Origin of the sequence: Chryseobacterium arthrosphaerae, assembly GCF_001684965.1 — a bacterium.
GTDB classification, from domain to species: domain Bacteria; phylum Bacteroidota; class Bacteroidia; order Flavobacteriales; family Weeksellaceae; genus Chryseobacterium; species Chryseobacterium arthrosphaerae.
This window is the reverse complement of sequence record NZ_MAYG01000001.1, coordinates 3,305,920-3,327,141: the sequence shown is the minus strand read 5'-3', so window position 1 is coordinate 3,327,141 and position 21,222 is coordinate 3,305,920. Positions and strand designations below refer to the sequence as shown.

At 38.1% G+C, this 21,222-nt stretch carries 22 protein-coding genes; 5 read left to right on the top strand and 17 right to left on the bottom strand.

From position 1 onward, the window contains the following. Positions 1-59: 59 nt before the first annotated feature. The 6 genes from BBI00_RS14920 to pdxA all read right to left on the bottom strand — a co-directional run bounded on the left by BBI00_RS14920 (position 60) and on the right by pdxA (position 4,799). Complete coding sequence (locus BBI00_RS14920) at positions 60-632, bottom strand: Crp/Fnr family transcriptional regulator (RefSeq protein ID WP_083988514.1); 573 nt, start codon at positions 630-632, stop codon at positions 60-62. 125 nt (positions 633-757) lie between these two features. Further along, complete coding sequence (accC, locus tag BBI00_RS14915) at positions 758-2,113, bottom strand: acetyl-CoA carboxylase biotin carboxylase subunit (protein WP_065399495.1); 1,356 nt, start codon at positions 2,111-2,113, stop codon at positions 758-760. A gap of 98 nt (positions 2,114-2,211) precedes the next feature. Then, positions 2,212-2,694 carry an acetyl-CoA carboxylase biotin carboxyl carrier protein gene (gene accB, locus BBI00_RS14910; RefSeq protein ID WP_065395338.1) on the bottom strand — a complete coding sequence of 161 codons (483 nt, stop codon included), beginning with the start codon at positions 2,692-2,694 and terminating at the stop codon, positions 2,212-2,214. A 127-nt stretch (positions 2,695-2,821) separates the two neighbouring features. Beyond that, positions 2,822-3,025 (bottom strand): 50S ribosomal protein L32, encoded by a 204-nt coding sequence (gene rpmF, locus BBI00_RS14905; protein WP_002976251.1) that lies wholly within the window; start codon positions 3,023-3,025, stop codon positions 2,822-2,824. Between the two features lie 67 nt (positions 3,026-3,092). Beyond that, positions 3,093-3,623, bottom strand: a complete 531-nt coding sequence (locus BBI00_RS14900) for a YceD family protein (protein WP_065399494.1) — start codon at positions 3,621-3,623, stop codon at positions 3,093-3,095. Positions 3,624-3,707: 84 nt separating this feature from the next. Further along, positions 3,708-4,799, bottom strand: coding sequence for a 4-hydroxythreonine-4-phosphate dehydrogenase PdxA (pdxA, locus tag BBI00_RS14895; RefSeq protein WP_065399493.1), 1,092 nt, complete (start codon positions 4,797-4,799; stop codon positions 3,708-3,710). A 48-nt stretch (positions 4,800-4,847) separates the two neighbouring features. On the opposite strand from pdxA, the gene BBI00_RS14890 reads away from it, so the two are divergent. The 3 genes from BBI00_RS14890 to BBI00_RS14880 are packed head-to-tail and all read left to right on the top strand — an operon-like array spanning position 4,848 to position 7,589. Continuing rightward, positions 4,848-5,432 (top strand): riboflavin synthase, encoded by a 585-nt coding sequence (locus BBI00_RS14890; RefSeq protein ID WP_065399492.1) that lies wholly within the window; start codon positions 4,848-4,850, stop codon positions 5,430-5,432. Position 5,433: 1 nt separating this feature from the next. Next, a complete protein-coding gene (locus tag BBI00_RS14885) occupies positions 5,434-6,888 on the top strand; it encodes a sensor histidine kinase (protein ID WP_065399491.1) in 1,455 nt (484 codons plus the stop codon). Beyond that, positions 6,888-7,589: a tRNA1(Val) (adenine(37)-N6)-methyltransferase gene (locus BBI00_RS14880; protein ID WP_065399490.1), complete on the top strand. Its 702-nt coding sequence runs from the start codon at positions 6,888-6,890 to the stop codon at positions 7,587-7,589. Before BBI00_RS14885 ends, BBI00_RS14880 begins: the two co-directional genes overlap by 1 nt. A gap of 7 nt (positions 7,590-7,596) precedes the next feature. Here BBI00_RS14880 and BBI00_RS14875 read toward each other — a convergent pair whose 3' ends face one another. Both BBI00_RS14875 and rpmH read right to left on the bottom strand, forming a co-directional pair. Then, positions 7,597-8,307: a cell division ATP-binding protein FtsE gene (locus tag BBI00_RS14875; protein WP_047373550.1), complete on the bottom strand. Its 711-nt coding sequence runs from the start codon at positions 8,305-8,307 to the stop codon at positions 7,597-7,599. A 153-nt stretch (positions 8,308-8,460) separates the two neighbouring features. After that, positions 8,461-8,619 (bottom strand): 50S ribosomal protein L34, encoded by a 159-nt coding sequence (rpmH, locus tag BBI00_RS22975; protein WP_034681061.1) that lies wholly within the window; start codon positions 8,617-8,619, stop codon positions 8,461-8,463. Between the two features lie 234 nt (positions 8,620-8,853). Between rpmH and BBI00_RS14870 the strand changes: the two genes are divergently transcribed. Continuing rightward, entirely contained in the window at positions 8,854-9,858 is a 1,005-nt protein-coding gene (locus BBI00_RS14870; RefSeq protein WP_065399489.1) for a DHH family phosphoesterase, read from the top strand. 14 nt (positions 9,859-9,872) lie between these two features. Here BBI00_RS14870 and BBI00_RS14865 read toward each other — a convergent pair whose 3' ends face one another. The 9 genes from BBI00_RS14865 to tilS all read right to left on the bottom strand — a co-directional run bounded on the left by BBI00_RS14865 (position 9,873) and on the right by tilS (position 20,099). Further along, positions 9,873-10,691, bottom strand: coding sequence for a patatin-like phospholipase family protein (locus tag BBI00_RS14865; RefSeq protein ID WP_065399488.1), 819 nt, complete (start codon positions 10,689-10,691; stop codon positions 9,873-9,875). 48 nt (positions 10,692-10,739) lie between these two features. Continuing rightward, positions 10,740-11,555 (bottom strand): hypothetical protein, encoded by an 816-nt coding sequence (locus tag BBI00_RS14860; RefSeq protein WP_083988513.1) that lies wholly within the window; start codon positions 11,553-11,555, stop codon positions 10,740-10,742. 5 nt (positions 11,556-11,560) lie between these two features. Continuing rightward, positions 11,561-12,343, bottom strand: a complete 783-nt coding sequence (locus BBI00_RS14855; protein ID WP_065399487.1) for an alpha/beta fold hydrolase — start codon at positions 12,341-12,343, stop codon at positions 11,561-11,563. A 106-nt stretch (positions 12,344-12,449) separates the two neighbouring features. Then, positions 12,450-12,965 (bottom strand): biopolymer transporter ExbD, encoded by a 516-nt coding sequence (locus BBI00_RS14850; protein ID WP_065399486.1) that lies wholly within the window; start codon positions 12,963-12,965, stop codon positions 12,450-12,452. Positions 12,966-13,154: 189 nt separating this feature from the next. Then, positions 13,155-14,693: a T9SS type A sorting domain-containing protein gene (locus tag BBI00_RS14845; protein ID WP_065399485.1), complete on the bottom strand. Its 1,539-nt coding sequence runs from the start codon at positions 14,691-14,693 to the stop codon at positions 13,155-13,157. Positions 14,694-14,829: 136 nt separating this feature from the next. Next, on the bottom strand, positions 14,830-16,899 hold the full coding sequence (locus tag BBI00_RS14840) for a protein-disulfide reductase DsbD family protein (RefSeq protein WP_065399484.1): 2,070 nt from the start codon (positions 16,897-16,899) through the stop codon (positions 14,830-14,832). 274 nt (positions 16,900-17,173) lie between these two features. Continuing rightward, a complete protein-coding gene (locus tag BBI00_RS14835) occupies positions 17,174-18,121 on the bottom strand; it encodes a redoxin domain-containing protein (RefSeq protein ID WP_165602530.1) in 948 nt (315 codons plus the stop codon). Positions 18,122-18,213: 92 nt separating this feature from the next. Next, positions 18,214-18,774 carry an RNA polymerase sigma factor gene (locus BBI00_RS14830; RefSeq protein ID WP_065399482.1) on the bottom strand — a complete coding sequence of 187 codons (561 nt, stop codon included), beginning with the start codon at positions 18,772-18,774 and terminating at the stop codon, positions 18,214-18,216. Next, on the bottom strand, positions 18,747-20,099 hold the full coding sequence (gene tilS / locus BBI00_RS14825; protein WP_065399481.1) for a tRNA lysidine(34) synthetase TilS: 1,353 nt from the start codon (positions 20,097-20,099) through the stop codon (positions 18,747-18,749). The genes BBI00_RS14830 and tilS overlap by 28 nt, the downstream gene beginning before the upstream one ends. 87 nt (positions 20,100-20,186) lie before the next feature. Between tilS and BBI00_RS14820 the strand changes: the two genes are divergently transcribed. After that, complete coding sequence (locus BBI00_RS14820) at positions 20,187-21,020, top strand: OmpA family protein (RefSeq protein ID WP_065399480.1); 834 nt, start codon at positions 20,187-20,189, stop codon at positions 21,018-21,020. The last annotated feature ends 202 nt before the right edge of the window (positions 21,021-21,222 follow it).

Sequence of the window (21,222 nt, the reverse complement as noted above, 5' to 3'; positions counted from 1 at the left end):
ATGAGACAAAATTAAAGGTCAGAAAAACCAAAAACGTTCACTTAAGGTAATTTTTTGAATCAGTAAATTCGTTTCCGGATTCTGCTCAGCGATTGTGGAGTAATTCCTAAATATGACGAAATATATTTTTGCGGAATTTTGTTCAGAATTTCGGGTGACTTTTTCAAGAGATTGAGATAGCGTTCTTCCGGTGTATAAAAAAACAACTCGTCCAGCCTTTGCTTTGCATCCAAAAAAACTAAATCGGATATGTGTTTTGCCAGTCCGAGCCAGAAAATATCTTTCTGAATTAAAAGTTCAACATCTTTTTTATCAAAATATAAAACTTCAGTTTTGAGAAGAGTCTTTATAACTGCCATTGATTTTTTCCCGGTGATATAACTTGCATAATCACCGATAACATCATTATTCACCTGTAAAAGATAGCTGATATCTTCTCCTTTTTCATTGATGTAATAAATCCGGACAGCACCGTTCAAAATGAATCCCAAGCGGTCAAAAACCCCATTTTTAGGTTCTATCATTTTGTTTTTATCATAAGTTACGATGTAGCAGATTTCCAAAAATTCCTCCGCACGTTCCATAGAAATTTGAAGTGTTTCTGCTAATTTTTCTTGTATTGCTGATGCCATCGCTTCTATGTAGATTTTGAATGATACTGCAAAAATAACTTTTCCTGCTTTATTAGGGTGATATATCGTACAAAACTAAAGAAGGCGCCTGAAAAGGCGCCTTCTTTTTATAGGAATGATAATTTTTAGTGATTATCATATTTTCTGTCCATTACAAAATCCTCCATGAATTTTGTAGTATAGTTTCCTGCAAGATAATCTTCATTATCCATTAGTTGTCTGTGGAAAGGAATGGTTGTTTTTACTCCTTCAATATAGAATTCCTCAAGGGCACGTCTCATTTTTGCAATCGCCTCCTCACGGGTTTGAGCCGTAGTGATAAGCTTAGCAATCATAGAGTCATAGTTGGAAGGGATTGTATATCCGGAATACACGTGAGTGTCTACTCTGATTCCGTGTCCGCCAGGGATGTTTAATCCTGTGATTTTTCCCGGAGACGGTCTGAAGTCTGCATAAGGATCCTCTGCGTTGATTCTACATTCGATTGAATGTAATTTAGGGTAATAGTTGATTCCTGAAATAGGAGTTCCTGCAGCAAGAAGAATCTGTTCTCTGATCAGGTCATAATCAATTACCTGCTCAGTAATAGGGTGTTCTACCTGGATTCTTGTATTCATTTCCATGAAATAGAAATTTCTGTGTTTGTCTACAAGGAATTCAATAGTTCCTACTCCTTCGTATCCGATGAATTCGGCAGCTTTTACGGCAGCGTCACCCATTTTCTCACGAAGTTCGTCTGTCATGAACGGGGAAGGTGTTTCTTCAGTAAGTTTCTGATTTCTTCTCTGTACAGAACAGTCTCTTTCTGAAAGGTGGCAAGCTTTACCGAATTGATCACCTGCAACCTGAATTTCGATGTGTCTAGGCTCTTCAATCAGTTTTTCCATATACATCCCTCCGTTTCCAAAGGCCGCTACAGCTTCCTGAATGGCAGATTCCCAATGATCTTTAAGGTCTTCAGCTTTCCAGACAGCTCTCATTCCTTTACCACCACCACCGGCAGTTGCTTTGATCATTACAGGATATCCTGTTTCTTCAGCAATTTTTACAGCGTGTTCGTAAGATTCAATTAAGCCATCTGAACCTGGTACACATGGTACACCTGCAGCTTTCATGGTAGCTTTAGCATTCGCTTTGTCTCCCATTTTCTCAATCTGTTCAGGAGAAGCACCGATGAACTTGATTCCGTTCTTCTGGCAGATTCTTGAGAAGTTGGCATTTTCAGATAAGAATCCGTAACCCGGGTGGATTGCGTCTGCATTGGTAATTTCTGCTGCAGCAATAATGTTAGGGATTTTAAGGTATGAGTCTTTGCTCATCGCAGGACCGATACAAACCGCTTCGTCAGCAAATCTTACGTGAAGACTGTCTTTATCTGCAGTAGAGTATACGGCAACGGTCTTGATCCCCATTTCTTTACAAGTACGTAAAATACGCATTGCAATTTCGCCACGATTGGCTATTAATATTTTTTTGAACATCTTCTTCAATTTGAAAATTAGATAATTTGAAAATTAGATAGTGTTATTTTAATGTAGAATTTAATCTAACATCTAATGTCTAACATCTAACTTCTAAATTAAGATGGATCTACTAAGAATAAAGGTTGGTCATACTCAACAGGAGTAGCGTCGTCAACCAGGATTTTAACGATTTTTCCGCTGATCTCAGATTCAATCTGGTTGAATAATTTCATTGCTTCGATTACGCAGACTACTTTACCAACAGAAACTTCGTCACCTACATTTACAAATACATCTTTATCAGGAGATGGTTTTCTATAGAAAGTACCGATCATTGGAGATTTGATCGTTACATATTTGCTGTCATCAGATGCAGCTTCAGCTTTCTCAGCAGGTGCCGCAGCAGGAGTTGCAACAGGTGCCGGAGCAGCTACTGCCTGTGGCGCAGTGTGGTATACTGCAGGTTGTGCATAAACAGCATCGCTTCCAGCTAATGGAGTTTTAATAGTGATTTCGAAATCTTTAGTTTTGTACTTCACCTCTGATACTTCAGCCTTAGATACAAACTTAATAAGATTTTGTATGTCTTTAATGTCCATAAATTTGATATTTGATTTGATGCCAAAGATACCAAAAAAACGTAAAAAACAACAAAAAACCGCCAAATTTTATCAAAATTGGGCGGTTTTTGTATTAAAATGAGGCTTTTTCAGTGAAAAGCGACTCTTAGTTTTCTTCAGTAGCAGCTACTTCTTTTTCCAATACTACTTTACCTCTGTAGTAAAGTTTTCCTTCATGCCAGTGAGCTCTGTGGTATAGGTGAAGCTCTCCTGTTGTTGCATCTTTAGCTAATTGAGGAACTACAGCTTTGTAGTGAGTTCTTCTCTTATCTCTTCTTGTAGACGACTGTCTTCTCTTTGGATGTGCCATTTTCTAATAACTTTTTTAATTGATGAGCGATGAGATTCATCATCTCATCATATTTAAATTATTCTATTTAATTATTGTCTCTTAACTTTCTCAAAGCGTCCCATCTCGGGTCACTTTCATGTTCTTTCTCTTCAGTTTCCTCCATATCTTTCGGACTGAACTGTTCAAGAATTTTCAGATCTTCATCACTTACATTCGGTGAAATCTTTTTCATCGGGATAGAAAGCATGACATTCTCATAAATCAGATGCGCTATGTTGAATGCATGATCGCTGGTAGGAATCGTAATGACATCTTCATTGCTGTCATCATATTCTTCCCCGAAGTTCACCAGAATCTTGATTTCATTTTCAATAGGATAGTCGAAATCTTCGTTTGTAATATCACAAACAAGCTCTACCCAACCTTTTATTTTAATCTCAAACTCTAAAAAAGTAGTGTGCTTATCCAGTAAGACATTCACTTCTATTCTAGGATTTGTAAATTCCTGCTCAGTGTCAAATAATTGAAAGAACGTTTTATCTATCTCAAACTTGAACTCGTGTTTTCCGTTTTTAAGTCCGGAAAAGCTTACGTCATAGTTTCTTAACTTGTCCATAAAATGAGTGTGCAAAAATATGCATTTTTTTTATAATAACAAATAAAATCCCAAACAAATTAATTTAAAATTTGTTTTAAAGATTTATGCTTCAGTTTCCTCAGGAAGATCTTCGTCTATTCCATTGTCAACAGCCATTTTTCTTGGCTGAAGACGGTTATTCATCAGTTCGCTGTATTCACTTCTGTTTCTGAAAACCTTGATTGCAGTGAATATCGCTTCTGTAAAACTCTGCTCATCGGCAATATTTTTCCCCGCAATATCATAGGCAACGCCGTGATCCGGAGAAGTTCTGATGAACGGAAGTCCTGCCGTATAGTTTACACCTTCCTCATAAGCCAGCGTCTTGAAAGGAGCAAGCCCCTGATCATGATACATTGCTAAAACGGCATCAAAACTTTTGTATTTGCCGGGTTGGAAGAAGCTGTCTGCAGGGAAAGGTCCAAATGCCAATACACCGTTATCAGAAAGTTCTTTGATGGCAGGCGCAATGATCTCAATCTCTTCGGTTCCGATCACGCCACCGTCACCTGCATGAGGATTTAATCCCAAAACAGCAATTTTCGGCTTCTGAATACAGAAATCTTCAATAAGAGTCTGATTCAATACCCTGATCTGCTTCTTGATCTTTTCCTTGGAAATGTTTTCCGCCACCTGGGCAATAGGAATATGATGCGTGGAAACTGCCACTTTCAGATCTTCAGTCACCAGGAACATCAATCCTTTTTTACTGAATTTTTCCTCAAAATATCCGGTATGTCCGGCATGCTTAAAGCCCATTTTTACCATTTCATCCTTATTGATAGGAGCGGTTACAAGAACATCAATATCTCCTTTCATTAAAGCTTCTGTAGCTGCCTCCAGAGAATCTATCGCCATTTTGGTAGATTCTTCAGTAGGAACACCCAGTTCTACGTTAACGTTCTCTTTGGTAAGATTCACCATGTTAAGTTTCCCGGCCTGAGCCTGTGACGCTTCATTAACGTAGTTGAAATTAAGATTCAGCTTGAAAATATTTTTCTGATAAGTGAATAATTTCCCCGAACCAAAAATTACAGGAGTGAAAAAATCCGTAATGCTTTTGTCTTTCAGAGACTTCATAATGATCTCCGGGCCGATGCCGTTGAAATCACCGATTGAAATTCCTACTCGTACTTTATGGTTTTTTGGGCTCATTTTGATTATCTTTGAAGATTATAATTTACAAATTTAGCAAAAAATAATATGTTCACAGGAATTATTGAAGCAGTTGGCGTTATTGAAAAGATTGAAGAAAAAGGAAGCAACATAGATTTCACTCTGACATGCCCTTTTACAAACGAACTTAAAATCGATCAGAGCCTGGCACATAACGGATGCTGCCTTACTGTAGTGGAGATTAGAGAAAATCAATATGTGGTAACTGCCATCAACGAAACACTTGAAAAAACCAACCTTGGAAAATGGGAGCTGGGAACCGTTGTAAATCTTGAACGCTGTATGAAGATGGACGGAAGACTGGACGGTCATATCGTTCAGGGACATGTGGATACAACCGGGGAAGTGGTAGGAATTGAAAACAGGGACGGAAGCTATTTTATTACCATTGCATATGCTGCAGACGGAAACTTTGTTACCGTACCTCAGGGGTCAATTACTGTCAATGGGATCAGTCTTACCGTGGCTAAAAGTGAGGATGCTCAATTTTCTGTTGCAATCATCCCCTATACGTGGGAGTTTACCAACATGAATCATCTGAAAATTGGTGATAAAGTAAATCTTGAATTCGACATTGTTGGTAAGTATATTGCTAGGTTAATTAAAAAGTAGAATGTCGATTAATAAATATAAAGGATATAGCTTAAGGAACCGGGTGTTTTTCGGTTTTCTGTTGGTATGTTTTTTAAGTGTAGTGGCTACTTCACTTGTTCCGTATTTTGTGCTGAGAAATAATTCTCTGCGGCAAAGTAATATTGAGATGCAGGAGAAGACTACGGCAGTAATGAGATACCTGGATTATGCAGTAAGCCGTACACTTGTAGAGACCAAAGATTTGCCAACGGTTTTGGGGAGTAAGATTTTCGAAATAGGGGATATTAATCAGCATGATATTTTTATTTATGATCTGAAAGGACATTATCTGCTTTCCAATAAAGACGAGGCTTTGGTTGAGCAGAAGACCATTCCTATAGAAATTGTTAATAAAATGCTGGCTACCGATGCCAGAGTGGATATGACAAGGTATGATGCAGCCAAAGATGCCAAGCTTACCTCCTCTTATCTGCTTTTGAAAAATAATGAACTGAAGCCGATAGGTGTAGTTTATATTCCCTTATATCATAACGAATCTGCTTATCTTGAAGTCCTTCATCAATATGTAAAATATATTCTTTTAGTAGATATATTCCTTATTTTATTCAGTATATGGATCAGTTGGGTGACGTCTAACAGTCTTGCCAAGACCATTACCAAATTCTCTGATATGATCACCCGTATTACGTTATTTGAGAATGAAATGCGTCCTATCAGATATTATAAAAATGATGAGCTTAATGCGCTGGCAAGAGCTTACAATAGGATGATCCTTCAGATTCAGGATCAAAAAGAGAGGCTGCGCTTCAAAGCATCGGAGGAAGCCTGGAGAGAAATGGCCAAGCAGGTGGCGCACGAAGTGAAAAACCCGCTTACTCCTATGAAACTCACCATTCAGAATTTTGAGAGAAAATTTGATCCGGAAGATCCGAATATCCGGGAGAGGGTAAAGCTGATGAGTAAAACGATGGTGGACCAGATTGACCTGATTGCTACGGTTGCCTCTGCTTTTTCAGAATTTGCCAAGCTTCCTGAAAAAAATAATGAAGTCATCAATCTGAATACGGAAGTAGCAGATATTCTCCGTGTATTCAATGACGACAGCATCTTTATGCATGCTAATAAGAGCAATATTATGATCAATATGGACAGGATCTACCTGTCCAGAATCATTACCAATCTTGTTACCAATGCCAAGCAGGCTGAAAGTGATGAAAGAAAACTTATCATCAATGTAGATGTGGAGCAGCACCAGAGAAGAGTTATTATTTCTGTTCAGGATAACGGAATCGGAATTCCTGAAAATATGTATGAACGGATTTTTGAACCCAATTTTACCTCCAAAAACAGTGGAATGGGACTTGGGTTATCTATGGTAAGAAAAATGATAGAAGATTACAAAGGTGAGATTTCTGTGAAATCAGAAGTAGGGAAGGGATCTACATTCATCATTACATTGCCTACCAATTTATAGTGAAACCTTTTACATTTAAACAATTTGAAATTCAGCAGTCCAGAGACGTCTTCCGTGTAGGAACAGACGGTGTTCTGCTCGGTGCTTTGGCAGCTGTAGAATCTGCTTTCCGTGTTTTGGAAATTGGCACAGGTACGGGACTGATCTCACTGATGCTAGCCCAGAGAAATCCACAGGCTGATTTTCTAGGACTGGATATCAGTGCAGATGCAGCGGCATTGACTGCGCTTAATTTTGAAAATGCACCGTTCCGGGAAAGGATGAAAAATATTCATCAGGACTTTAAAACTTTTGCAACAGAAGAAAAATTTGATCTTATTGTTTCCAATCCACCTTATTTTGAAGAGTCCGGATCTGAAAAAGATAAGATTGCCCGCCAGACTGTAGAATTGAATTTTATGCAGCTGATCAGTAAATCTGCCCAGGTTTTGTCTGAAGGCGGAATTCTTTCAGTGATTATTCCTGTTGAGGCCGGGGAAGTCTTTATTTCCATAGCAGGAGAAAATAAGCTCTTTCTGAACCGTAAGGTAAATATCAAAGGGATTGAAGGGGCTAAAGTCAAAAGGCTGGTCCTTGAATTTTCGTTGACAGAAAAACAGCTTAGTGAATCTGAATTTATTATAGAAAAAAGTCCGAGAATATACTCGGACCAATATCTTGAACTCACAAAGGAGTTTCATGTCTTTAAAAAAAGAAACTAGGCGTTTTTTATTCAAATAATTCTGCCGTATCCAGTACTGATACTTTTCCATCCTCACATCTGATTGCTTCTCCCGGGAAGTTCTGGATCATATGGTAGTCATGGGTGGCCATTACAACCGCAGCGCCGTTTTCAAGGGCTACCTGCTTCAGTAAGGTCATGATTTCGTTGGATGTTTCCGGGTCAAGGTTTCCTGTAGGCTCATCCGCCAGGATAAGATCAGGGTGGTTGAGAAGTGCTCTTGCAATAGCGATACGCTGTTGCTCACCTCCGGAAAGTTCGTGCGGCATTTTATGCTTTTTACTTTTCATGTTCACGCTTCCCAGTACTTCGTTGATACGGTCTTCTATTTTTACTTTATCATTCCATCCTGTAGCTTCAAGAACGAACTTCAGATTCTTTTCAACAGTTCTGTCTGAAAGCAGCTGGAAGTCCTGGAACACGATTCCCAGTTTTCTTCTGAGATTAGGGATGTCGGATGGTTTTAGCTTGGCCAGGTCAAATCCTACAACAGCTCCGTGTCCTGATGCCAAAGGAATGTGTCCGTAAAGCGTCTTTAGGAGTGAGCTTTTTCCGGAACCTGTTTTTCCGATAAGGTAGCAGAATCTACCTTTTTTAATGTTAAGATTTACATCAGAAAGAACAGTAAAGTTTTTTTGGGCAATTTTTGCATTCTGTAAACTTATGATATTGTCTCCGGAGATATTGGTATGCGGCATAATTTAATTTTAAAGGCTATTTCTAACAAAAAATTTCAATCTTTAAAAATAGAAAAAAGAAGTCTATCTGACTCTAATTTTAATAAATTTTAACAACAAAAAATGCCTGAAAAGGAACTTCTCAAGCATGTTTTGTATATGATAATAAAAAGATTATCTCTTAGCGCGTGCAGCACTTATAGTTAAACTCTTTCTGCCTTTAGCTCTTCTCGCAGCCAAAACTCTTCTTCCATTTGGCGTAGACATTCTTTCTCTGAAACCGTGTTTGTTTCTTCTCTTTCTTTCTGATGGCTGGAATGTTCTTTTACTCATTACTATATGTTTAAATCGTAATTAATCTATTAATTTTCAGGTTGCAAAGATATAGAAATTTTTATAAGATACAAACTTTAATAATCTTTTTTTGAAAATATTTGAGATGTTTTTCTGCCAAACATTTACAAACCCTTACAGGATCCCTGATTTCGGGTGCAAAAATAATATTTAAATGATTTATATAAAAGCTCTATCTTTGAAAACTTTAATTTTAACGAAAATAAACACCCGATGTTTACACCAGCAGAACTTTTAGAAATCAATACATTACTTAGCCCTGAAACCAAAATAGTTATCCTGACCCATTATAATCCGGATGGTGATGCTATTGGCTCCAGTCTGGGCTTAAAGCATTATCTGAAAGCAAAAGGAATTCATGCTGAAGTAATTGTACCCAACGATTTTCCAAAGTTTCTGAAATGGATGCCGGAATCAAAAAAAGTAATCATCGCTGAATACAAAAGAAAACTGGCAGCGGATATGATTGCGGCGGCAGATGTTATTTTCTGCCTGGATTTTAATTCTCCGTCAAGAATAGGATTATTAGGAGACTGGCTCATAAAAGCGGAGGGTAAAAAGATCCTGATTGATCACCACCAGCAGCCGGAGCCGTTTGATTTTGTTTACTCTGATACGGTAATCCCGGCGACTTCCCAGATGGTTTATCATTTTATTGAAGCAATGGATGATGAAAAACTGGTGAATCAGGATATGGCGGAATGTCTTTATACAGGGATTATGACCGATACCGGAGGCTTCCGTTTTCGTTCTACCAGTGCTACCACGCACAGGATTATTGCAAACCTTATTGAAAATGGGGCAGATCCTGCCATGATCACTTCCAATACCTGGGATACCAATACTGTTTCCCGTCTTCATCTACTGGCTTTGGTTTTAGGTAGAATAGAGGTGGTGAATGACGGCAGGGTGGCTATTTTAAGCCTTACAAGAAATGAGCTTAAAGAATTTGGTTTCCAGAAAGGGGATACGGAAGGTTTTGTAAATTATGGTTTAAGCATTGCCGGGGTGAAAATGTCAGCGTTCTTTATGGAAGATCTGTATGAGGACTTTATCAAAATCTCATTCAGAAGTAAAGATGATGTAGATGTGAACCAGTTCTCCAGAAAATATTTCAACGGAGGCGGGCATATTAATGCTGCAGGAGGTAAATCCAATGATTCTTTACCGGGAACGATTGAAAAGTTCAAAGCAAGACTGATTGAAGAGAATTTATAAAATATATAGACTTTCTAGCGGTTCGGTAATTCGGCGCCCCAACTTTTGCGGTAACCTTTTTCTTCAAGTTCTGCACAAGTATATTCGTATACCTGCTGAAACATTTCGTCCATATATTTCTTGTTGAAAAGACTGAATTTTGTCATTTTCGGAGGATCTAAAAATATATTGCAGTGCTTTACCTTGGAATATACGGATTTGGCAATGGCTAAGTGAAGAATCCTGTCAAATTCTTTCATCAGGCTCATTTTTTTCAATTCATCATAGCTGATTGAGTTGACATGAGAGGCGATCAGAAAATCACATTTGTCAATAATAGGTTCTATAGGAAGATTGTCCAGAACGCCGCCGTCCACATAGATCTTATCGCCCATCCTTACCGGAGGCAGAATGAAAGGAACGCTGGAAGAGGCCAATAGAGGGCCGAACAGTTCACCTTCAGAAAAGAAATCTACAATCCCGTGAGTCATTTCCGTAGCAGTTACATAGACCGGAATTTTGAGAATGCTGAAATTGTCTTCCGGGAAATAATCTCTGAAGAGTTTTAAAATAAAATTGGAACTGAAAATTCCGTTCTTTGACAGTTTTAAAGCAGACCGGGAAAAAAAAGAGGTTTGCCGTACAATTTCCATCATTTCGTCCGGACTTTTTCCGAAAGAATAAAAGGCACCAATGATAGACCCTGCACTGGTTCCGGAAATGATATGAGGCTTCAGGTTATACTCTTCCAGGGCTTTAAGAACAGCAATATGGGCAATCCCACGCATTCCTCCGCCTGAAAGTGTAAGTCCGATAACCGGTGGTTTCTTTTTTTTGAACGAGAATAAACCCATCGCCGCAATTATTCTCTACTAATATACAGGATTTTTTGTAAATGCCCGTTAAGGTTCATCACACTCAGAATCAGTTTTCAGGAATAACGAATAAAACTCTTTGTTCATTCTTTCATCATGATCTACTCTTTTGATTTTACTATTGGAGCAGTTTCCCCAGCCGAAAGTAATCAGGTCAATTGTAGCGTAATCTTTCCTGTCCGGTGAATTCAGGTGGTTGTTGAACTCAGCAGTTTTTCCTTCCGGATCCGCATTGTTTTTATTCATTTGTTCCCTGAGTTTTTTCCATTCTTCCATCATCTGTTCGTCAGTAGAATTCAGCGCTTTTGTGAAATTCTGACAGGTATTGCTCTTCAGGAGTACCGAAGGATCGGAATAGGCTGCTATTCTTATTTTCTCCATTTCATACCGTTGGGCAAGAGCTTCGGATTGTACCTTTTTTACATTCTGCCAATAAGGTGTGTTCACGACTGTAAGATCCTGGAGCATCTTTTTTTTCTCTGCGAAATCTTTATCGAGTTTTGCCAGTATCTGATCCTTGTCCTTTCTTATTTCCTGAAGATCCCGAAGGTTAAATACAGACGGAGCATCCAGTAATGTACTTCCCGGTTCAAACCAGAGTTTGTAAGTTCCTTCGATCTCTGCCCTGGAATAGGTATTGCTGTCAAAATAACCTTTATTATCGCACAATTCGGTAACGAAATGAAAGAGTTCTTCTTTAGGTGCAGAAGTGCTTTTTAAAGAGTCTGTCTTGGCTGACGCTGTAGCAGCAGTATCTGTAAGTGTTTTGTCAGGAGAAGGCTGCTTGTCTTTTTTGCAGCTTAAAAGTGAAAGAAAGAGCAGGGTTGTTATGGTAATTCTCATAGTTTTTATAATACCAGTTTTTTAGGAAGATTATGCAGAAGTTCAGTGTTGATGATTTCAGCACAGATGCCGGGTTTTTCCCAATGTCCGTTGTGTCCGCAATCCAGAATATAAGATTTTATATTCGTTCTGTCCGGAAGGTTTTTGATCGTCGTTTCCGTTTTTACGGCATTGTCATGCTTTCCTGCCAATACCAGAATTTTGGTTTCCAGATTTTGCATGATATGTTTTTTATCTGTTCGTTCCACCATACCTTTTACACAGGCAAGAGCTCCCATATTGTTGGTGGAAAGTGCAGTTTCCAGGGCGGTTTCTATTTTCCCCTCCAGGATATCCCTCTCATTCGGGTTAAACAGGTTGGGGATTCCGGCTCTTACATAATGGGCAAATGCATCTTTGATGATTCTGTAGCTTTTGATACGCTGCTGTTTTTTTTCCTCGTCATCGGCGAAATAAGTGGAAAAAAAGAGTGTTAGGCTTTTCAGTGTATCAGGATATTTCTCGGCAAAGGCCAGTGAAGTGTAGCCTCCCATAGAATGGCCCAGCAGGTGTACTTTATTCAAATTCTGGCTATCCAATACCTTTTTGACTTCTTCCGCCATCAGTTCCATCGTGTGAACTTCTCCAAAGATTTCAGACTGTCCATGACCGGGAAGGTCAATTTTCAGTAGTGAAAAATCTTTGGAAAGATGAGGTTCCATATCGCTCCATATCGACAGGTTTTCCATAAAACCATGGAGAAGTACAAGTGTTTCTTTTCCGTTTCCTTTTCTTTCAAAATTCAGCATGATTCCAAAATTATAGATTTAAATAATGCAGCAACAGATATGCCGCTATTCAATTGTACTTTCAAATGTAGACAAAAAAGAGCATTTTGAAAATGCCCTTTCTCTTTTATTGAGTTAATTCCTTATAAACTTTCGTTTCCCAGGGTTTGATATCTGTTACTCCGTACCGTTCTTTTTTGGCAATGGCCAGATTATCCAGCATATCTACAAAGTTCTTATAGTTGGCCTCATCAGTAGGCTTGATGATTACTGTAAAGTTTTCCGGTTTTGGAGCGTTTTTATAAGCTTCGGAAATGATTTTTGAAATCTTTATTCCACTGAAATCAGTTTCCTTAAGGTTGCCTGTGTTTAAATCTGCGGCATCACTCTGATGGTAAAATATCCGGTTATCCTTACCCAGAATAAATGTTATCTGATTGGTGGTTCCAATTACCTTAGTATCTGTAACAGGTCCTTTTGCAGGTAACCCCAGATCCATGACATTAGGTTTTGTAAAATTGGTTGTGAACATAAAGAACGTGATGAGCAGAAATCCCAGGTCGACCATAGGAGTCATGTCTACTCTGATCAGTTTTTTCTTTTGCCTGCCACTCTGTTTTTCTTGTGCGATTACTTCAGCCATAATTAATATTTTAAAATGTTAAACGGTATTTGATGAAAACTTTAAAAACCTGATCGTGGTTTTGAAAAGTTGATACAAAGTTCATACCTAAAGTTGTAATTGTTTAATAATTTTTCATTTTAATTAAATAATTATACTTAAATACTGTTAAAATCAAATAATTTAAATTATAGGTTGCTGATTCAGATGCTATTGACGGATAGATATCTTTTCAGATAAAATGACTTCCTGTTTGTTTTTTATCTGTATGATATAGATTCCATTAGTGAATGCAGCAGTATTGATCCTTACTTTTTCTTCATGATATTGTTGGGAGAAAAGTTTCCTTCCCGATATATCAATAATATCAATCACAGCACCTTTTGGGAGATTGTTCACATAAATAAAATCCTTTGCATGATTGGGGTACACAGAAGGTTTGCTGATAAATTGATTTTCCAAAGTATTCAATTGCTCAGGAGCCAATTTTACGATCCAGGCATCACTGCTGCCGTGTCCTGCCGTAACATCTCCGTCTGCAGAAAAGGATCCTCCTGCAACGATATATCCGCCGTCAGCAGTCTGCTGAATAGAATAAGCCTGATCAAAAGCGTTGCCACCCAACGATTTCTGCCATTGCATATTTCCTGAAGTATCTAATTTTACAATCCAGTAGTCAGCACTTCCGTGATTTCCTGTAATATTTCCGGATGCAGCTTCTCCGGCCACAATATATCCTCCGTCGGAAGTTTGTTGGACAGAATAAGCATAATCGTTGCCATTGCCGCCAAAATATCTTTGCCATAAAGGATTTCCGTTGGCGTCTAACCTGGCCACACAGTAATTGGAAACTCCAAAAGCTGTAGGAACTTCAGAATTCACAGAGTTGGAACCTCCGGCCACAATATACCCTCCATCCGGGGTCTGCCTGATAAATTCGGCAGCATCAGCAAGGTTGCCCACTAATGATTTTTCCCATTGTATATTCCCTGATTCATCCAGTTTCACGATCCAGAAGTCTTCGTTTCCATGATTTCCTGTAACGTCTCCATTATTAGAGGCAGCACCTCCGGCTACAATATATCCTCCGTCAGAAGTCTGTTGGATGGATTCTGCCCTGTCGTAAGAAGTTCCGCCCAAAGATTTTTGCCATTGTAGGTTTCCTGAAGCGTCCAACTTTACGATCCAGTAGTCTGAATATCCGTGATTTCCTGTAACATCCCCGTCGTTAGAATGAGATTCTCCGGCGACTATATATCCTCCGTCAAAAGTTTGCTGAATAGAATTGGCTTTATCCTGATTGCTTCCGCCTAATGATTTCTGCCATTCTATGTTTCCTGTGGCATTCAGTTTTACAATCCAGTAATCTGAATTTCCATGATTTCCTGTAACATCTCCGTTGGTAGAAGATGATTCTCCAGCCACAATATACCCTCCGTCAGAAGTCTGTTGAATAGAATTTACATTATCATCATAATTTCCACCAAGTGATTTCTGCCATTGTATAGCTCCTGAAGCATCTAATTTTACGATCCAGCAATCGTAATATCCCTGATTGGCTGTAACATCTCCGTCACTGGAAGTAGATCCTCCGGCTATAATATATCCTCCGTCAGACGTTTGCTGAACAGAATTTGCCTGATCTCCGCCACTTCCGCCCAAGGCTTTCTGCCATTCTATGGAAGGAGCAGTCTGAGCTGCTAATGCAGAACAGATAAAAAATAAAAAAATAGAGCTGAAATATCTCATATGTATTTGAATTGGTGTTAGTTGCTCAAATGTAATTAATTTTGAATTACCTATCGTGTTTTCTTGTTTATTTCATTCATTAAAATAAAAAAAACTCACACCGTAAAGTGTGAGTTGTAGATGATATGTAAAAAAATTATTTACTTTTCTTGTAAAAATTAACCCCGCATTCGAGGAACTTTTTAAAATCCTCTTTCGGCATATACCCTGAAACAGGAGTATTGATCACCTTACCTTCCGGAGTTATCAGCACATAGTGAGGCTGTGAGTTATTGTTAAAATTCACCTGCTGGAATAAGCTCCACCGGTCACCAATAGTTTTTACCTTTTTGACCTGTCCGTCTCCAAGATCAATTTTAGTCTTCTGATCTTCAGGAAGCTCTTCTTTGTCATCCACATATAGAGAAGCCAGTACCACATCATTCTGAAGAATCGGTAAAATATCAGCTTCACTCCAAACAAACTCTTCCATTTTTCTGCAGTTTTCACATCCGTACCCTGTAAAGTCGATCAGGATAGGTTTATTTTCCTTTTTGGCAATTTCTACAGCCTTGAAGAAATCGTGCTCAGGATGCATTCCTAAAATTCCATCCTTTTCATCATGGAAATAACTTACATTCAGTGGAGGTAAAATTCCGCTTAAAAGCTGCAGTTTCGGACGCTCAGAAGGAATTAACCCCTGAACCAGGTAAATCACAAAACCAATACCCAGCGCCCCTAAAACCTTTCTTGTAATAGAAATCTTAGGCTTTTTATCATCATGCGGGAACCTGATCAGCCCAAATAAATATAAAGCCAGCCCTAATGCGATAACGATCCATATTCCGATGAAAAGCTCTCTTTTTAACAAGAATGTTTTAGAAACAAGATCAGCTTTCGATAAGAACTTTAAAGCCAGAGCCAGTTCTACGAAACCTAAAACAACCTTCACCGTATTCATCCATCCACCTGATTTCGGAAGACTCTGCAATGCCTGCGGGAATAAAGCCAGCAATCCGAAAACAATTGCCCATGCCAGCCCGAATCCTGCTAATGCAAATGTCAATAACATTGGTACATTCGTGGAGCCCGTTACCGCACTTCCCAATAAACTTCCTAAAATAGGACCTGTACAGGAGAAAGAAACAATAACCAGCGTGAGTGCCATAAAGAAAATACCGATGATACCTCCGGCCTCTTCCGCCTTTGAAGATTTGTTGGCAATAGAACTCGGTAAAGTAATATCATAATACCCGAAGAAACTTCCGGCAAAAAAGATGAATATAATAAAGAAGGCAATATTAAGCCATACACTTGTAGAAATCTCATTGAATATATTCCCTGCAATTCCGTCGATAACGTGGAAAGGAATACTCAATAACACAAAGATCAGCAGGATGAAAAACCCGTAGATAAGCGCATCCCTTTTCCCTTTCGCCTTATTTTTGCTTCCCTTGGTGAAGAATGAAACCGTCAGCGGGATCATCGGGAAAACACATGGCGTAAGCAAAGCAATTAATCCCCCGATAAAACCTAAGAACAGGTAAGTCCAGTAATTTTCATCCACCTTTTCTGAAGCCGTACCACAATCCGTTAACGGATTTTTGAAATCAATCGTTTCAATTTTCAGCTGTTTAGGATCAAGTTTTGGACCTTCAGAAATGGTAACCTCCTGTTTTTCAGGATTCTCAGTTACAGTTTCAACTGCTTTTACAGAATCTTTTGCAGGTTCTGCGTTTTCTTCCGTGACCGCTTCTTCCGTTGCTCCTTTCGGGGTCACCTTCTGATTGAACTCTAACGTATTGGGAGCCAGACAAACCCTGTCGTCACACGTCTGATAAGTGATCTCAGAAGTAACATCCGCCGGTTTTGCAGGATCTTTTAATTTGAATTTCTGCTTAAATCCGGCCGAATTGGAATAGTAGACAATCGTTCCCCCGAAAGCTTCAGAAAACTCTTCGTGTTTTTTCCCTGTTTCAGTAAACTTCCCGATCAGCTCGATATTTTTTCCTGTTACTTTGTATTCGGTTGGGATTCCTGTGTCTTCCGGCAGGTCTTTTGAATAAATATGCCAGCCGCTTTCCATCGTTGCATTCAACACCGCTTCGTACTGGTTGTTGCCAAGATCGTTGATGGTAAATTTAAACTTTACGGGATTTTTGATCTGTGCGTTAATTCCCGTTGCCAAAAATAGCAGAATTAATAAAAACCAATTTCTAAATTTCATTGTTCATTTCATTAAAAATTTTGAGACTCCATTTTGTCTTCTCATCTTTTGCATATCTTCTGTACTGTCTGTCCAGATTTTTGCCTCGCTAAAATAGATAATTTTTCGTCCCTAAAAAACTTGGGAACTTTCTTTTTTAAGCCTGAGGTTTAAATATTCCGACTTTTGTCTTAATAACAATAGAAGTGTAACTTATTCTATCATTCAAGAGGATTATTGATTGGGTCAATTTTTCTGATTTACAGCGTTGACCATGTAAAAACTTCTGAAAAAATCAATTCAGATTTTTTATAATATCCTCTACAGATGCTCTCTTTTTATAATCTGTATCAAAATGTCTCCACGTAATTTCTTTACCTTCATTAATGATGAAAGTGGCTGATACAGGAAGTCTTCCCGAATGATCTGATCTGCTGTTAGCGAAATCGTCCTTTAATTTCGAGTTGTAGAAATTAAGTGTTTCACTGTCGGGGGTATAAAGAACATCGAATGCTTCAGCAATTTTATATCCCTCATCATATAAAACGGTATAATCTGTCTTTGTTTTGCTAAGTGTCTTTTCTATAAATTCCGGTTTTTCAGGAGAAATAATAACAAGCTGTGCATTCTTCGATTTCAGTTCAGGAGCCAGATTTTGTAAAGTTTCAATGTATTTGTTACAATAAGGGCACCATTGTCCACGAATAAATACTATAACCAGTTTTTTGTTTTTTTCTGATGAAGAAAATGTATTGCCCAGGTGATCTTTCGCCGTGAAGTTATCAATTTTATCTCCTATCATTCTGCCTTTTACCTGGTCTAGGTTTTTGCCGGATTGGGGCGCTTTTTTTTTCAAAACCGATGCTCCTACTCCTAAAAACTGTTCAGGATTATAATATCCAAAATCATATTGAACGAGTTTCCCTTTTGGATCCAGGAATAGGAAAGAGGGATAGTTGACTACTTTAAATTCTTTGGCGAGGTTCAGGCCTTCTTTTTCTGCATCTATAGCAATATTCACAAAATTTTTGTTGAACATTTCTCCAATTTCAGGATCTGTGAAAGTATTTTTCGCCATGAGCTTACAAGGCCCGCACCAGGTGGTGTACAGATCAATGAAGATCAGTTTATTCTCTTTTGCTGCGATTTTTTTTGCGGCTTCCAAATCAATTTTTTGAAAATTGATACCCTTGCTTTGTGCATTCATTGAAATTCCTATTCCTATAAGAAAGCTCAATATCATTTTTTTGAACATATATTTCTTTTCTTATTATGTTCTCTGAACAATAAAAAAATCACCCGTATATTTGAATGTTTTACGTAATGTATTGGTTATCAGGTGTAAAAAATACTATTGTTTTTAGCCTTTTTAATCTGTTCAACACATTTGTACTTTTGGTTTTGGGCATTATGCCTGCTGGAATACTGATATTTGTCCTGGATTTCCTCTATACTTTTATTTTCGATAAAAATGTCATGGATCAGATTCTGGCAATGGGAAGAAATGGATTTTATATAACCCATCAATTTTTCCCAGTAATATCTTTCATTCTCAATGGCAGCACTTATTTCCTGCTGATGTTCTAAGAAGTAAATCTCAGGAGATTCTATATAAAAATGTTTATGCTTTAATTTTTTAAACCAGAGGTTTTTAACAATTCCGATAATGTAATTTCCGAGACAGGTCTGAACTTTAAACTCGTCAGCATTCAGTTTTTGATAAAGAATGAGTAATGCATCCTGAAACACATCTTCAGCATCTTCCTGACTGCCTTTATTCTTGAGAATGAATTTTTGAGTATAACCGAAATACTGTTGGTATAAAATTCCAAAAGCTATATTGCTGTCTTTCTTAAAATCATCAACAGCTAATAAATTAGTTGTTTTTCTGTCCACTTTACAGTTATCTTTTTTTGAGTCGTTCTGTCTGTCTGGTATCTGCGATCCTGCCTAAGAGGGATGACCCCCAAAATATGGTTTCTGGAATCACATAGTAACCAGGTCTTTTCCCTTACCAATGCAGATAATTTCTCATCCCTGAAAAATTTTGAAATCTTCTTTTTCCCCGAAAAACCGGCTGGATAAAACTCATCTCCCTCTTTTTGCTTTCTCAAACGCAGTGGAAATTGAAGTTTTTCAGCAGCAAAATGCCATTCAAAATCCTTATTTATTTCGTCAATGCTTTCAATATAATCTACGAGATTGATGTTAATTTGGTTTTCAGAAAAATCAAAATGACCAATCAGTTCTATTTCCCCGTCAGTATCCTGTTCATCATTCTTACTAATAAAGATCAGCTCATCACGGTTAACGATCAAACGGTATTCTTTTGAAAAAAAAGAACTGTTGTTTTCCGCTTTAAAAATTTTAGGAATTTCTTCTTCCTGATTGAACCCGTATCTCTTTAAAATTTCAAACTTTACGAAACCACTTTCCTGATCCAGCTTTTCCTTTGATAAGATTTTATGCTCAGGGTTAAAAATACTCAGCGTATTTTCTATTTCCTGAATCTGTTTTTGTACAAAATCCTTGGTTTGGTTCAGGTAAGAAGAACTCTTTTTGAAGTTTTCCAGAAAATGATCATTCGTCTCCATTAATGCAGGAACAATTTCATTCCGGATCTTATTTCTCAGATAATCACTTTTTTTATTGGAAAGATCTTCCCGGAATTCAATATGATTCTGCTCTGCAAACTGATAGATTTCTTTTTTTGAAAAACTCAGAAGCGGGCGGAGAATATTATTGTCATTGGCAGGAATGCCGCTCAGTCCATTGATGCCGGCAGCCTTGGAAAGGTTGATGATAAATGTTTCCAGCTGGTCATTCAGATGATGGGCAGTCACCAGAAACTTAAGGTCTTCTTTTTCCTGAATTTCTTTAAAAAAACGGTAACGAAGCTCCCTTGCCCACAGCTGGATGGAATTTTCCGGTTTGTTATCCTTCTCCGAAACCTGGTACAAATGAAACTTTATATGATTTTTCTCACAAAAATCCTGTACAACTTTCTGGTCCAGATCAGAATCTTTACCACGCAGTTTGTAATTGATATGAGCTACCTCAAACCGGTATCCTGAATTGCCCTTCGTCTTTCTTAAACCGTTGAATAATGAGGCCAGGACCATAGAGTCTGCCCCTCCGCTCACCGCCAGAAGGTAAGTGTGTTTTTCAGGCTGCTGAACAAGATTTTCTAACTGATAACTAAAGCTTGATTTTTTCAACATATACGTTGAGAATTTCTTTTATGCAAAGATAACCGATATAATTCAATTGAATTTTCCTAACTTTGATTGGTCTAAAAAAGATTATTTATGAAGATTTTAAAAATTGTAGCAGTTTCTGCAATGGCACTGGGGCTGACATCTTGTGTAAGCAAGAAGCAATATGATGCGCTGAGCACAAACTATAAGCAGTGTATTGAAAATATCGGCGAAAGACAAAGGGAAATTCAGGATCTGAAATCTCAGAATTCTGCATTGACAGGAGAAAATAACTTATTGAAATCTCAGCACGATGCTTTGAAATCATCTCTTGATGCATGTCTGTCCAATACAGGAAAAAGCTCTGCCAACATTGATAAACTGGTAGGCGAAATCAATGCTTCCAATTCTTATATCAAGCAACTGATTTCAAGCAATGCTAAGAACGACAGTTTGAACCTTGCCCTGTCTAACAAGCTGAAGAGATCTTTGGATAATGTATCTGATGAAGATGTACAGGTGAAAGTACTGAAAGGTGTGGTAATGATCTCCCTTTCTGATAAAATGCTTTACAAAACAGGAGATTATAATATCTTGCCTGCAGCTCAGGAAGTGCTTGGTAAAGTAGCAAAAGTGATCAATGATTACGATAAGTATTCTGTACTGATTGAAGGTAATACAGATAACGCACCGTTGAACTCTGCCAACCTGCCAAGAGACAACTGGGATCTTTCTGCACTCAGAGGTACTTCTGTAGCGAAAGTTCTTCAGACCCAGTTTGGGGTAGATCCTGCAAGAATTACAGCAGGAGGACGTTCCGAATACAATCCTAAAGCGACAAATATGAGCGTTTCAGGAAGAGCAGAAAACAGAAGAACGGAAATCATCATTATGCCTAAGCTGGATGAATTCATGAAGTTAATGGATATTGCTCCGAAAAAATAATTATTGAATAACAGGTACTTGTTTAAACTTTCTGCAACTCCTGTTATTCTTTAACCATACCAGCCACAAAAGCTGAGAACTCAAAAATAACTTGAGTTTTTAGCTTTTGTGGCTTTTTGCTTTCCTGGAATCCGGAATTTTTTATGAAATGAATTATTGTTTCCCATGTAACTTTTAAAGCAATAGAACTACCTATTAAAAA